We start from the raw sequence: 14,603 nt of genomic DNA, 5'->3' as shown, positions 1-14,603 counted from the left end.
GGCGCGGAAAACATCGCGAGACCTGTCCGTTCCCACAAGCACCTGCCTACGTTCGTGCGTGGGGGCGGGCTTGCCCCGCGAAGGGTCGATGGATCAGAACAGATCCATCGGCGCTGCTTCATCTGCCGGCAGCGGGCTGCCCGGTGCTGCGCCGTTGCCCAGTTCGTCCGCCGACGGTGGCGAGTCCTCGGCCTTGAACAGTTCGAAGTAGGCGTTCGGCGTGCTCGGTGTAGCGGCGCGGCCGCTGATTGGGTCGACGCGCAGGCTGAGGATGCCTTCGGGTTCGGCAGGTGGGTGCTCGGGCATGCCCTTGAGTGCGGCGCCCATGAAGCTCATCCAGATCGGCAGGGCCACGGTGCCGCCGTATTCGCGGCGCCCCAGGGTTTCCGGCTGGTCGAAGCCGACCCACACGGTAGTGACATAGTCAGCGTTGTAGCCGGAGAACCAGGCGTCCTTGGACTCGTTGGTGGTGCCGGTCTTGCCCGCCAGGTCCGAGCGGCCAAGGGCCAGAGCTCGGCGGCCGGTACCGCGCTTGATCACGTCCTGCAGCATGGTGGTGAGAATGTACGAGGTGCGGCCATCGATGATCTGCTCGGCAACGGCGGGCGCCTGAGGCACTTGTGGGGGCGGGGTGACCTGGCCTGCGGCCGACAGCGCTTCGCCTGGCATCGGGGCGGTGCTGATGGGTGCCTCAGGTGCGGCGAGGCCGGCCTGGTCCTGGCTGCCCTGCGGTACGCGTGGCGGGTTGGCGGTGAACAGGATTTCGCCGTTGCGGCTCTCGACACGCTCGATAAGGTACGGGCTGATCTTGTAGCCGCCGTTGGCGAAGGTGCTCCAGCCGGTGGCGATCTCCATCGGCGTGAGTGTCGCGGTGCCCAGTGCCAGCGACAGGTTGCGCGGCAGGTCCTGTTTGTTGAAGCCGAACTTGGCGATGTAGTCGATGGTGCGATCCACGCCCATCGCCTGCAACAGGCGGATCGATACGAGGTTGCGCGACTTGTACAGCGCTTCGCGCATGCGGATCGGGCCGAGGAAGGTGTTGGTGTCGTTCTTCGGGCGCCAGACCTTGTCCAGGTACTCGTCGACGAACACGATCGGAGCATCGTTGACCAGGCTGGCGGCGGTGTAGCCGTTGTCCAGGGCGGCGCTATAGACGAAAGGCTTGAAGCTCGAGCCTGGCTGGCGCTTGGCCTGCATGGCGCGGTTGTAGTTGCTCTGCTCGAAGGAGAAACCGCCGACCAGCGCACGGATGGCGCCGTTGTAAGGGTCGAGGGTGACCAGCGCGCTCTGGGCGGCAGGAACCTGGCTGAACTTGAGCTTGCCATCCTCCTGGCGTTGCAGGCGCACCAGGTCGCCGACCTGGGCCACATCGGCCGCTGATTGCGGCGAGCGCCCCTGCGAGTTGCTGTTGAGGTAAGGGCGGGCCCATTTCATGGTGTCCCAGGCGACGTTTTCCTCCAGGCCGCCACGGGTCATCACCTTCAACCCGGTCTTCTCGACCTGGGTGACGATGGCGGGCTCCAGGCCACCCAGGGTGCGTTGCTTGCTCAGCTCCTGCAGCCAGGCCGCACGCGTCTTGCCAGGGAAGCGCGCCTCGGGGCCGCGGTAGCCGTGGCGTTCGTCGTACTCGCTGAGGCCGTTGAGGACTGCGCTGTTGGCCATCTGCTGCATGTCGCTCGGCACCGTGGTGGTGACCCGGAAGCCTTCGGTATAGGCGTCGCTGCCGTAGCGACCGACCATCTCGGCCCGGGCCATCTCGGCGACGTACGGCGCATTCACTTCCGGGGTCGGTACGTGGTAGCTGGCATTCAGCGGTTCAGCCAGGGCGGCCTGGTAGCTGGCTTCATCGATCTTGCCGAGTTTGTACATGCGCCCGAGGATCCAGTCGCGGCGCTCCTTGGCGCGTACCGGGTTGGCCAGCGGGTTGAAGCGCGAGGGTGCCTTGGGCAGGCCGGCGATCATGGCCATCTGCGCCAGGCTGACGTCGCGAATCGACTTGCCGTAGTACACCTGTGCCGCGGCGTCGATGCCGTAGGCACGGTTGCCCAGGTAGATCTTGTTGACGTACAGCTCGAGAATTTCGTCCTTGGTCAATTCCCGCTCGATCTGCAGGGCCAGGAGAATCTCGTTGGTCTTGCGCGAGAAGCTGCGTTCGCTGGTGAGGAAGAAGTTCTTCGCCACCTGCATGGTGATGGTGCTGCCGCCGCTCTGGATGTGTCCGGACTTGACCAACTGCGAGGCCGCGCGCATCAGGCTGCTAGGGTCGACGCCATAGTGGTTGAGGAAATTGTCGTCCTCAGCGGACAGAAGCGCCTGGATGAACTGTGGGGGAATTTCCTGGAACTTGATCGGCGAGCGCCGCATCTCGCCGAACTCGGCGATCAGCTTGCCGTCGCTGCTGTAGACCCTCAGGGGGATTTGCAACTGGACGCTTCTGAGCGCGTCGACCGAGGGCAGGCTGGGACTAAGATACAGAAACGCACCGCTCACACCGAGAACGAGCGCGCAGATGACGGCGACGAGAGACCACCAGAAGAACTTCAGCAGGCGTATCAAGGCTTTTGGGTGTCCAGGTTGAGAGTGGATTGCGCGCAGGGCCGGCGGGCAGAAAAACGCTGGCCATTATAAGCATTTTTCGCCCCGTCGGGTGACCGCCCGGGGAGAGGGACGACCGCCTGCGCCGCAAGGGGGCAGGCAGCCAATGACCAGGAAGGAACAGCCATGCTTGGACGCTTTGGCAGGGACGCCGGTTCACTGCTGGGGGTGGAAATCGCCTCCGACGCCGTACGGATGCTGCACCTGCGCCGCCAGCGTGGCGGTTGTCGGGTGATGGGTTGGGCGCAAGAGCGCCTTGGTGACGCGCCAGGCAGCTCATTGGGGCGTGACGAGGTGGAGTGCCTGGTCGCGGGGCTGCGACAGGCACATGCCAGGTGTCGGACTTCGCAGTCCCGGGTCGCCCTGGCGTTGCCTGCATCGCAGGTCATCTGCAAGGTTTGCCGCCTGCCTGCAGGGTTGCCCGGCCATGGCGTCGAAGCCGCCTTGCTTGCACAGGCCGAGCAGCTGTTTCCCTTTCCTGTGGAAGACCTTGCCCTGGATTTCCAGGTGTATGGCCCATGCGCGGAGGATGCCGGGCAGGTCGAGGTGTTGGTGGTGGCCTGTAGGCAAAGTCAGCTCGACCCACTGGAGCGCGTGTTCGCGCAAGCCAGCCTGCAGTTGGTAGCTGTGGAGGTGGACAGCTTTGCGTTGCGCCGGGCATTGGTGGCCGAGGCGCAGGCAAGCGTCACGGCGCTGCTGCAGTTGGAGCGGGACGAGGTAGTCCTGCATCGTTGGCAGGGAGGCCACATACCGCATCGGCAGCGCTGTGTCGTGCCCTCTGTGGCGCGTTGGGCCGAGGCTGTCGAGGGGCTCTGGCAGTCGGGTGCCCAGGGCGCGTTGGAGCAAGTTGTGTTGTTCGGGGCCACCGCCGATGAGGTTCGGGCAGCAGAGCTGTCCGAGCGTCTGGGCGTGAAATGCCATGTCGGCCGCCCGGGGCCTCTGGCCGGCGAATTCGATGAAGCCAGCGTGCCCGCTGCCGCCATGGCCTTGGTCTGTGGCTTGGCAATGGGAGGCCTGGCATGAAAGGACGACTGAATCTGATGCCCTGGCGCGAACAGCGCCGGGCAAGCGTTGTGCGGCGATTCCAGATCACCCTGGTCGCCACGCTGGTGGTGGCGCTGTGCGGGGTCATGTTGCTCGATCGAACGGCGCGGTCGCGTCTGGCCAGACAGGCGCAGGTTGTCGCCACGCAGCAGGTGGCCGTTGAGCGGTTGGACGCTTCGCTGCGGCAGATCGATCAGTTGCGTGAAACACGGGATGCGTTGTCGGCCGAGCAAGCGGCGGTGTCTGCGCTGGACGCAGCGCGAGCGCAGTTGCCTGGGCTGTTTCTCGCATTGGAGCAGGCAATGCCCGAAGGCGCGCGCTTGACCGAGGTGGGTGTGGAGGACGGGCATCTGCGCCTTACCGGATTGGCAGCCTCTGCTTCAGTGGTGGCCCGGCTTATGCGCGGCTTGGAGCAGGTAGCGATGGTACGGGACCTGCAGCTTGTTCACTTGCGGCGTCATGGCCAGGGCGATGAATTCCTGCTGGCGGCGCGCTTGTTGGCGGGTGAGTCATGAACCGCCTGTGGGCCCAGGATTGGCAGGGCCTGGCGGCCCGGTCCCGGTTGTTCCGGTGGATGGTGGCAGCAGGGTTGCTGTTTCTGGTGGCTTTTGTGGGTTATTTCGCCCGCCTGCGTGAGCCGCTCAATAGGCATGCCGAGGCAGTCCAGAGACAGTTGCAGCTACAGGGCGTCCTGGAGGATGGGGCGGGAAAACTTGTCGAGCTGGAGCGAGCGCAGCAGGCTCTGGAACAAGCCAGGATGGGTCTGCAAGCGTTGCGATGGCGACTGGCTGCGGGCGAGGGCATGAGTGAACTGCTTGACCAGTTGGCCTTGTCGGGCCATGAGCATGGCCTGTCGTTCGAACGCATCGAGGTAAACGAAGCGCTGCAGGCAGCAGGGTACCGTCTGCAGCCTCTGGATATCAGCGTGCACGGGCGCTACCCGGCGTTGCGCTTATGGCTTGAGCAGTGGCTACAGCAGTTGCGTTTGCTGAACGTGCCCCATCTCAGGTTGGCCTTGCAGGAAGAGGGCACAGGGGTGGTTGGCGCACGGTTGCTGATACATGCCTATCACCCAGGGGAAGAGCTACCCGTGCCGGCTGCGCTGGCGGATGAACCTGCCCAGGCTGCTCTGTCGAAGGCCACGTTCGATCCATTTCAGGCCTGGTTGCCCGCCACACAGGGTAAAGAGCTGCGGCATATTCCCTTGGCGCGACTGGAAATGGTCGGAAGCCTGTCCCAGTCAGGGCGCCGGCAGGCATTGTTGCGTTCGGCGGGGCACGTGTATCGGGTCGGTCAAGGTGACCGGCTCGGGTCGGATGAAGGGGTCGTGGTGGCAATCGATGCCGATCGGCTGGAGGTCCGCGAGCAGATCTACCTTGGCGGGCGTTGGCAGGCGCGTTCCAGGTATCTGGTGCTTGTAGAACGTGAGCAAGGAGAGGTCAGGGATGAGGCCGAGACGATGGTTGAGCGGCGTGGGGTTGATGTTGAGCATCCTGGCGGTGCAGGCAGCGGAGCTTCAGGGTGAGCCGATGTCGCTCAACTTCCAGGATGTCGAGCTGCGCTCGGTGCTTAAGGTCATGGCCGAGCACGCCGGCGTCAACCTGGTTGCCAGTGATTCGGTGCAGGGACGGATAACCCTGCGCCTGGAGGACGTGCCCTGGGGGCAGGCGCTCGACCTGGTGCTGCGCAGCAAGGGGCTGGGTAGGCGCCAGGAGGGCAATGTGCTGCTGATCGCCCCCGTTGCGGAGCTGGCCGGGCAGGCCCGGGGCATGGGCGAGGAGGTGTTGCTGGAGCCCTTGCGGCGTGAACTGATCCCGGTCTTTCATGCCAAGGCCGCCGAGCTGGCGGAGCTGTTGCTGGCGAGCCTGGCCGATGACGGCATTCTGACGGGGCGCGGCAGCCTCAGTGTGGATGCGCGGACCAACACGCTGGTGGTCACCCAGCCTGGCGAACGGCTTGCCGAGCTGCGCAGGCTGGTGACGCAACTGGATGTGCCGGTGCGCCAGGTCATGATCGAGGCGCGTATCGTCGAGGCCAGCGTCGATTACGAGAAGGTGCTGGGCGTGCGATGGGGTGGCCCGTTGTATGGGGGGGACAGTCGCCTGGGTAGCGACCTGTTCGTCGATCTCGGGGTCGAGCGGGCCAATGCCGGGCTCGGCGTGGGGTTGCTGCGCAGCGACATTCTGCTGGACCTGGAGCTCAGCGCCATGGAGAAGAGCGGCAATGGCGAGGTCATCTCCCAGCCCAAGGTGGTCACGGCCGACAAGGAGACTGCGCGCATACTCAAGGGCACCGAAGTGCCGTATCAGGAGACCACCCGCAGTGGCGCCACCTCGATTTCCTTTCGCGAGGCCTCCCTGTCGCTGGAGGTGACGCCGCAGATCACCCCGGATGGCAAGGTAGTGATGGATGTGCGTGTGACCAAGGACGAGCCCGACTTCATCAATGCGCTGAACGATGTGCCGCCGATCCGCAAGAATGAGGTCACGGCGAAGGTCCGGGTGGCTGATGGGCAGACCATTGTGATTGGTGGCGTGTATTCGACGTCGCAGAACAAAGTGGTCGACAAGGTGCCATTTTTCGGTGATCTGCCGTATGTTGGGCGGCTGTTTCGACGCGATGCATTACAAGAGAAAAAATCCGAGCTGCTGGTCTTCCTGACTCCGCGTATCATGAGTGACCAGGCGATTGCTGTGAGTCGTTGATTCTGTGCGAAATTTGATACTTGTAGGGCCCATGGGCGCTGGAAAAAGCACCATCGGGCGCCTGTTGGCCAAAGAGCTGCGCCTGCTGTTCAAGGATTCCGACAAGGAAATCGAGCTGCGAACCGGCGCCAACATCCCGTGGATCTTCGACAAGGAAGGCGAGCCGGGCTTTCGCGACCGCGAGCAGGCGATGATCGCCGAACTCTGCGCGCTCGATGGCGTGGTCCTGGCGACCGGTGGCGGCGCGGTGATGCGCGATGCCAACCGTGCCGCGCTGCATGCCGGTGGCCGGGTGATCTACCTGCATGCCTCGGTGGAGCAGCAGGTGGGGCGCACCTCCCGTGACCGCAACCGACCGCTGCTGCGTACTGCCAACCCGGAAGCCACCTTGCGTGCCCTGCTTGAAACACGCGACCCGCTCTATCGCGAGATTGCCGACCTGGTGGTGGAAACCGACGAACGGCCACCGCGCATGGTCGTGCTCGACATTCTCGAGCGGCTGCAGAAGTTGCCGCCCCGCTGAGTGGGGTCTATCCTCGGCGACCAACGCCGAGACGGGGTTGAACGTCACCGCGTGGGGCCACAGCGCCACCGCGCCCAAGTACATTGTGGGGATACATGCAGACACTTAAGGTCGACCTGGGCGAGCGTAGCTACCCGATCTACATTGGCGAAGGCCTGCTTGACCAGCCCGAGCTGCTGGCGCCGCATATTGCCGGCCGGCAGGTCGCCATCGTCTCCAACGAGACCGTCGCACCCCTGTACCTCGAACGCCTGAGCAAGACCCTGGGTGCCTACTCGGTGCTGCCAGTGGTGTTGCCCGACGGCGAGGCCCACAAGAACTGGGAAACCCTGCAACTGATCTTTGATGCCCTGCTGACCGCGCGTCATGACCGGCGCACCACCGTGGTCGCCCTCGGTGGCGGCGTGATCGGTGACATGGCCGGCTTTGCCGCGGCCTGCTACCAGCGTGGGGTCGACTTCATCCAGGTGCCAACCACGCTGCTGTCCCAGGTGGACTCCTCGGTGGGCGGCAAGACCGGCATCAACCACCCGCTGGGCAAGAACATGGTCGGTGCCTTCTACCAGCCCAACGCAGTGCTGATCGACACTACCAGCCTGAAAACCTTGCCTGCGCGTGAGTTGTCCGCCGGTCTCGCCGAAGTCATCAAGTACGGCCTGATCTGCGACAAGCCATTCCTCGCCTGGCTCGAGGACAATATGCAGGCGCTACGTGCCCTGGACTCCGTCGCCCTGACCGAGGCCATCCGTCGCTCCTGCGCGGCCAAGGCCGCCGTGGTTGGTGCTGATGAGCGCGAATCGGGCGTGCGTGCCACGCTCAACCTTGGCCACACCTTCGGCCATGCCATCGAAACACACATGGGTTATGGCGTCTGGCTGCACGGCGAAGCCGTGGCGGCCGGCACGGTCATGGCCCTGGAAATGTCCATGCGCCTGGGCTGGATCGACCAGCCGGCGCGTGATCGCGGAATTCGCCTGCTGCAGGACGCAGGATTGCCGGTGGTGCCACCACAGGAAATGACCCCGGCGCATTTCATGGAGCACATGGCGGTCGACAAGAAAGTGCTCGACGGGCGCCTGCGCCTGGTGCTGCTGCGCCAGCTGGGCGAGGCCGTCGTCACCGACGACTATTCGACAGAGATTCTTCAGGCCACGCTGGCGGCGGATTACCGCGCGATCGTGGCCCAGCTTTGAGGTTGTGACAACGCAATGACCAGTCTGCATGCCGATGAGGCGTTTCTCGATCATTACCAGCTGAGCCACGATCCGTTCGCACCCCGGGTGCCCGGTTTCAAGTTCTTTCCCGCCCAGCGCAAGCCAGTGCTTGGCCAGCTGCACCACCTGGCGCGTTACAGCCAGTTGATGCTGGCGGTCACCGGCCCTGTGGGCAGCGGCAAGACTTTGCTGCGCCAGGCGCTGGTGGCCAGCACCAACAAGCAGTCGGTGCAAAGCGTGGTGGTATCCGCCCGTGGCGCCAGCGACGCGGCCAGCGTGCTCGGCCAGGTGGCACAGTCGCTGGGCGTGGCGCAGCCGGAAGTGCAGGCGATCCTGTCGCAGGTGGTGCAACTGGCGCTGACCGGCCAGGAAGTCTATCTGCTGGTGGACGATGCGGAACAACTCGACGAGTCGGCACTCCAAGCGTTGCTGGAGTTGGCGGCAGGCGTAGCTGAAGGGCGTCCGCACGTGTTCCTGTTCGGCGAGCCTTCGCTGATCGCCGGGTTGGACGAGCTCAATGCCGATGGCGAGCGATTCCACGTCATTGAACTGGCCCCGTACAGCGAGGAAGAAACCCGCGAGTACCTGGAGCAGCGCCTGGAGGGTGCTGGCCGGGGCATCGAGGTGTTCACCGCCGAGCAGATCGTCGACATCCACGAAAACGCCGACGGCTGGCCTGGGAACATCAACCAGGTCGCCCGCGATACCTTGATCGAAGCCATGATCGCCAGCCGTACCACGGTCAAGCGACCATCCATGGGGTTCAAAATGCCTAAGAAACACGTGCTCGCGTTGTCCGCAGTGGTCGTGGTCGCCGTTGGCGCGGCGGTCCTGATGCCCAAGAAAGGCGACAAGGCCCCGGCCGACGCGCCCCCCGCTGCCCAGGCCCAACTGCCCCTGGGTCAGGGCGGCAACGGCGGCGCGCCCGCCATCGAGTTCTCCGGCTCCTCGCAGCCCATGCCGTTGCCGCTGGTCGGCCAGTCGCAGCCGGTAATGCGCGAACCGCTGGCCCAGGCCGCTGGCATGGGTGAAGGTGAAGACGGCGGGCCGGCCGACAACACTGCACTGCAACCAGCCACGCCATCGGCTGCCGTGCCGCCGACCGTGACCACCATCGCGCCGCCGCAAGGTGCCACCGCCAGTCCTGCGCCGGCCCCGGCCCAGCCGGTGACCAGCGCTCCGGTACAGCCGGTTGCGCCTGCGACAAAACCTGTAGCAACCCAACCGGCAAAACCGGTTGCACCTGCCAAGCCAGCCCCGGCCCCGACCCAGGTCGCGAGCGCCAAGCCTGCAGCCAAACCCGTCGAGAAACCGGCTGCCGGCGGCGCCGGCAACAGCAGCTGGTACGCGGGCCAGAAGCCCGGCAATTATGTGGTGCAGATCTTCGGCACCAGTTCCGAGGCGTCGGCGCAGTCGTTCGTCAAGGCGCAGGGTGGCGACTATCGCTACTTCAGGAAAAACCTGCAGGGCAAGCCGCTGTACGTGGTGACCTACGGCAACTTCGCCAACCGCGATGCCGCCGCTGCGGCAATCAAGAACTTGCCAGCCAAGGTCCAGGCTGGTAAACCTTGGCCACGTACCGTGGGCAGCGTCCAACAAGAGCTGGCCACGGCCCGCTGATACCTTCCGGGCGGCATCACCCCGCCGCCCAGTTGCTGAGCGACTTCTAGCTTTCAACTAGCCTGCTGCGCCTAAGCGCGGCAGGCTTTTCTGTCCCAGACTGCCGGCCACAAGCCCTTTCTTGCAGTCCTGGCTGAAACGCTTCAGACTCCAGTCAAGCCGCTATCACGGCGAACGACTTAAAAACATTCAAAATTGCGACATAAATTTTCAATGGTGAGACATGAAAATTTGTGGGCGTCGCTGTCGCTGTGCAACAATGGTTTTCCATGGCCACCGCAAAAAAGCTGGCGTTTGATCGGCGTGGATGGTAAGTGGTTGTTAAAAAAGAGATTTGCCTCCGGTTGAGAGGTAAACCTGGTGAGAAAGTGTCTATGAAAACAGGTCTGTACCATCCCGAAGAATTCAAGGACAACTGTGGTTTCGGCCTGATCGCCCATATGACGGGCGAGCCGAGTCACCACCTTCTGCAAACCGCCATGCAGGCGCTGACCTGCATGACCCACCGCGGCGGCATCAACGCCGACGGCAAGACCGGCGACGGTTGCGGTCTGCTCATGCAGAAGCCCGATCAATTCCTGCGCGCCGTGGCCCAGGAGCACTTCGCCGTCGAGCTGCCCAGGCAGTACGCCGTCGGCATGGTGTTCTTCAACCAGGACCCGGTCAAAGCCGAAGCCGCCCGCGCCAACATGGATCGCGAGATCGTCAACGCCGGCCTCAAGCTGGTGGGTTGGCGCAAGGTGCCGATCGATACCAGCGTCCTTGGCCGCCTGGCCCTGGAGCGCCTGCCGCAGATCGAACAGGTGTTCATCGGCGGCGAAGGCCTGAGCGATCAGGAATTCGCCATCAAGCTGTTCAGTGCCCGTCGCCGTTCGTCCGTGGCCAACGCCCACGACGCCGACCACTACATCTGCAGCTTCTCGCACAAGACCATCATCTACAAAGGCCTGATGATGCCGCGCGATCTCGCGGCGTTCTATCCGGACCTCGGTGACGAGCGCCTGCAGACCGCAATCTGCGTGTTCCACCAGCGCTTCTCCACCAACACCCTGCCGAAGTGGCCGCTGGCGCAGCCCTTCCGCTTCCTCGCCCACAACGGCGAGATCAACACCATCACCGGCAACCGCAACTGGGCCATGGCCCGTCGCACCAAGTTCGCCAACGACCTGATCCCCGACCTCGAAGAGCTCGGTCCGCTGGTCAACCGCGTCGGTTCCGACTCATCCAGCATGGACAACATGCTCGAGCTGATGGTCACTGGCGGCATCGACTTGTTCCGCGGCGTGCGCATGCTGGTACCGCCAGCCTGGCAGAACGTCGAGACCATGGACGCCGACCTGCGCGCCTTCTACGAATACAACTCCATGCACATGGAACCGTGGGATGGCCCGGCCGGTATCGTCATGACCGAAGGCCGCCACGCGGTGTGCCTGCTCGACCGCAACGGCCTGCGCCCGGCGCGTTGGGTCACCACCACCAACGGCTATATCACCATCGCGTCGGAGATCGGCGTATGGGGTTACCAGCCTGAAGATGTCGTCGCCAAGGGCCGTGTCGGCCCAGGCCAGATCCTTGCCGTGGATACCGAGACCGGCCAGATCCTCGACACCGACGCCATCGACAACCGCCTGAAGTCGCGCCATCCGTACAAGCGTTGGTTGCGCCAGCACGCCACGCGCATCCAGGCGACCCTGAGCGACGACCAGGGCGTGGCCAGCTACGACGCTGACCAGCTCAAGCAGTACATGAAGATGTTCCAGGTCACCTTCGAGGAGCGTGACCAGGTGCTGCGCCCGCTCGGCGAGCAGGGCCAGGAAGCGGTCGGCTCGATGGGTGACGACACGCCGATGGCCGTGCTGTCCCAGCGCGTGCGTTCGCCGTACGATTTCTTCCGTCAGCAGTTCGCCCAGGTGACCAACCCGCCGATCGACCCGCTGCGCGAAGCGATCGTCATGTCCCTGGAAATCTGCCTGGGCGCCGAGCGCAACATCTTCCAGGAGTCCCCCGAGCACGCCTCGCGGGTGATCCTCAGCTCGCCGGTCATCTCGCCCGCCAAGTGGCGTTCGCTGATGAACCTGGAGCGCGAAGGTTTCGACCGCCAGCTGATCGACCTCAACTATGAGCAAAGCCTCGGCCTTGAAGCGGCCATCCGCAATATCGCCGACCAGGCCGAAGAAGCGGTGCGCGGCGGCAAGACCCAGCTGGTGCTCAGCGACCGCTACATTGCCCCGGGCAAACTGCCGGTACACGCCTCGCTGGCCGTAGGCGCAGTACACCATCGCCTGACCGAACAAGGGCTGCGTTGCGACAGCAACATCCTGGTCGAGACCGCCACTGCTCGCGACCCGCACCACTTCGCCGTGCTGCTGGGCTTCGGTGCCTCGGCTGTCTATCCGTACCTGGCCTACGAAGTGCTGGCCGACCTGATCCGCACCGGCGAAGTGCTGGGCGATCTGGACGAAGTGTTCAAGTACTACCGCAAGGGCATCTCCAAGGGCCTGCTGAAGATCTTGTCGAAGATGGGCATCTCCACCATCACCTCGTACCGTGGCGCCCAGCTGTTCGAAGCCATCGGCCTGTCCGAGGAAGTGGTTGGCCTGAGCTTCAAGGGCGTGTCGAGCCGCATCAAGGGGGCGCGTTTCGAAGACCTGGAGAGCGACCAGAAGCTGCTGGCCGCCGAAGCCTGGAGTGCGCGCAAGCCGATCCAGCAAGGTGGGCTGCTCAAGTTCGTCCATGGTGGCGAATACCATGCCTACAACCCGGACGTGGTCAACACCCTGCAGGCCGCCGTGCAACAGGGCGACTACGCCAAGTTCAAGGAATACACCACGCTGGTCGACCAGCGTCCGGTGTCGATGATCCGCGACCTGCTGAAAGTGAAAGTGGCCGACCAGGCCCTGCCGTTGGATGAAATCGAGCCGCTGGACGCGATCCTCAAGCGCTTCGACTCCGCCGGCATCTCGCTGGGTGCGCTGTCGCCAGAGGCGCACGAAGCCCTGGCTGAGGCGATGAACCGCCTGGGGGCGCGCTCCAACTCCGGTGAGGGCGGTGAAGACCCGGCCCGCTACGGCACCATCAAAAGCTCGAAGATCAAGCAGGTGGCCACCGGCCGCTTTGGCGTGACCCCGGAATACCTGGTCAACGCCGAAGTGCTGCAGATCAAGGTCGCCCAGGGCGCCAAACCCGGCGAGGGCGGCCAGCTGCCAGGTGGCAAGGTCAACGGCCTGATTGCCAGGCTGCGCTACGCGGTACCGGGCGTGACCCTGATCTCGCCACCGCCGCACCACGACATCTATTCGATCGAAGACTTGGCCCAGCTGATCTACGATCTCAAGCAGGTGAACCCACAGGCCCTGGTTTCGGTCAAGCTGGTCGCCGAGGCCGGCGTAGGTACCATTGCCGCCGGCGTGGCCAAGGCCTATGCCGACCTGATCACCATTTCCGGCTACGACGGCGGCACCGGCGCTTCGCCGCTGACCTCGATCAAGTACGCCGGCGCCCCGTGGGAACTGGGTCTGGCTGAAACCCACCAGACCCTGCGCGGCAACGACCTGCGCGGCAAGGTGCGGGTGCAGACCGACGGCGGCCTGAAAACCGGCCTCGACGTGATCAAGGCCGCGATCCTCGGCGCCGAGAGCTTCGGCTTCGGCACCGCGCCGATGATCGCCCTGGGCTGCAAGTACCTGCGCATCTGCCACCTGAACAACTGCGCCACCGGCGTGGCCACCCAGAACGACAAACTGCGCAAGGACCACTACATCGGCACCGTCGACATGGTGATCAACTTCTTCACCTTCGTCGCCGAAGAGACCCGCGAGTGGCTGGCCAAGCTGGGCGTGCGCAGCCTGGGCGAGCTGATCGGCCGTACCGACTTGCTCGATGTGCTGCCGGGCGACACCGAGCGCCAGGGCCACCTCGACCTGTCGCCGCTGCTGGGCAGCTCGCACATCCCGGCCGACAAGCCGCAGTTCTGCCAAGTGGACAAGAACCCGCCGTTCGACCAGGGCGAACTGGCCGAGAAGATGGTCGCCATGGCCCTGCCGGCGATCCGCGACATGGCTGGTGGCGAATTCGCCATGGACATCTGCAACTGCGACCGTTCCATCGGTGCGCGCATCTCTGGCGAAATCGCCAGGCTGCACGGCAACCAGGGCATGGCCGCGGCGCCGATCACCTTCCGCTTCAAGGGCACCGCGGGCCAGAGCTTCGGCGTGTGGAACGCCGGCGGTTTGAACCTGCACCTGGAAGGCGACGCCAACGACTACGTCGGCAAGGGCATGACCGGGGGCAAGGTGACCATCGTGCCACCGGCCGGCAGCCCGTTCGAAACCCAGCACAGCGCCATCGTCGGCAACACCTGCCTGTATGGCGCCACCGGCGGCAAGCTGTTCGCCGCAGGCACTGCGGGCGAGCGCTTCGCTGTGCGTAACTCCGGCGCCCACGCTGTGGTCGAGGGCACCGGCGATCACTGCTGTGAATACATGACCGGTGGCTTTGTCTGCGTCCTGGGCAAGACCGGTTACAACTTCGGTTCTGGCATGACTGGCGGTTTCGCCTACGTGCTCGACATGGACAACAGCTTCTTCGACAAACTCAACCACGAGCTGGTGGAAATCCAGCGTATCAGTGGTGAGGCGATGGAAGCCTACCGCAGCCACCTGGCGCGGGTCCTGGGCGAGTACGTGGAAGAGACCGGCAGCGAGTGGGGGCGTGAGCTCTCGGAGAACCTGGACGACTATGTGCGGCGCTTCTGGCTGGTCAAGCCGAAGGCGGCCAACCTCAAGCACCTGTTGTCCAGCACCCGTGCCAACCCGCAGTAAGAACAGCTGCAAGTGGCAAGCCTCAAGCTGCAAGTAAATGCGCTTCGAGGTTTGCCCGGCTTAAGTGATCGTCTTGCGGCTT

9 protein-coding genes are annotated in these 14,603 nt (G+C 64.4%); 8 read left to right on the top strand and 1 reads right to left on the bottom strand.

Annotation, left to right across the window (positions count from 1 at the left end; translation table 11 throughout):
* Nucleotides 1-93 precede the first annotated feature (93 nt).
* Nucleotides 94-2,553: a penicillin-binding protein 1A gene (locus tag AC3WL2_RS07450; RefSeq protein WP_371918093.1), complete on the bottom strand. Its 2,460-nt coding sequence runs from the start codon at nucleotides 2,551-2,553 to the stop codon at nucleotides 94-96.
* A gap of 168 nt (nucleotides 2,554-2,721) precedes the next feature.
* On the opposite strand from AC3WL2_RS07450, the gene pilM reads away from it, so the two are divergent.
* The 8 genes from pilM to gltB all read left to right on the top strand — a co-directional run bounded on the left by pilM (nucleotide 2,722) and on the right by gltB (nucleotide 14,521).
* On the top strand, nucleotides 2,722-3,618 hold the full coding sequence (gene pilM, locus AC3WL2_RS07445; protein ID WP_102681774.1) for a type IV pilus biogenesis protein PilM: 897 nt from the start codon (nucleotides 2,722-2,724) through the stop codon (nucleotides 3,616-3,618).
* Nucleotides 3,615-4,154, top strand: coding sequence for a PilN domain-containing protein (locus AC3WL2_RS07440; RefSeq protein ID WP_102681773.1), 540 nt, complete (start codon nucleotides 3,615-3,617; stop codon nucleotides 4,152-4,154). The genes pilM and AC3WL2_RS07440 overlap by 4 nt, the downstream gene beginning before the upstream one ends.
* Nucleotides 4,151-5,164: a pilus assembly protein PilP gene (locus AC3WL2_RS07435; RefSeq protein WP_102681772.1), complete on the top strand. Its 1,014-nt coding sequence runs from the start codon at nucleotides 4,151-4,153 to the stop codon at nucleotides 5,162-5,164. Before AC3WL2_RS07440 ends, AC3WL2_RS07435 begins: the two co-directional genes overlap by 4 nt.
* Entirely contained in the window at nucleotides 5,121-6,344 is a 1,224-nt protein-coding gene (locus tag AC3WL2_RS07430) for a type IV pilus secretin PilQ (protein ID WP_102681771.1), read from the top strand. The genes AC3WL2_RS07435 and AC3WL2_RS07430 overlap by 44 nt, the downstream gene beginning before the upstream one ends.
* Before the next feature lie 4 nt (nucleotides 6,345-6,348).
* Nucleotides 6,349-6,867 carry a shikimate kinase AroK gene (gene aroK / locus AC3WL2_RS07425; RefSeq protein WP_038706967.1) on the top strand — a complete coding sequence of 173 codons (519 nt, stop codon included), beginning with the start codon at nucleotides 6,349-6,351 and terminating at the stop codon, nucleotides 6,865-6,867.
* Nucleotides 6,868-6,962: 95 nt separating this feature from the next.
* Complete coding sequence (gene aroB / locus AC3WL2_RS07420; RefSeq protein WP_023631794.1) at nucleotides 6,963-8,060, top strand: 3-dehydroquinate synthase; 1,098 nt, start codon at nucleotides 6,963-6,965, stop codon at nucleotides 8,058-8,060.
* 15 nt (nucleotides 8,061-8,075) lie between these two features.
* Nucleotides 8,076-9,701 (top strand): AAA family ATPase, encoded by a 1,626-nt coding sequence (locus tag AC3WL2_RS07415; RefSeq protein WP_102681770.1) that lies wholly within the window; start codon nucleotides 8,076-8,078, stop codon nucleotides 9,699-9,701.
* A 374-nt stretch (nucleotides 9,702-10,075) separates the two neighbouring features.
* A complete protein-coding gene (gene gltB / locus AC3WL2_RS07410) occupies nucleotides 10,076-14,521 on the top strand; it encodes a glutamate synthase large subunit (protein WP_102681769.1) in 4,446 nt (1,481 codons plus the stop codon).
* Nucleotides 14,522-14,603: the final 82 nt, after the last annotated feature.

The sequence above is a fragment of the Pseudomonas sp. FW305-96 genome, from assembly GCF_058783825.1.
The sequence above is the reverse complement of the archived record's forward strand: the minus strand, read 5'-3'. Positions and strand labels throughout refer to the sequence as shown.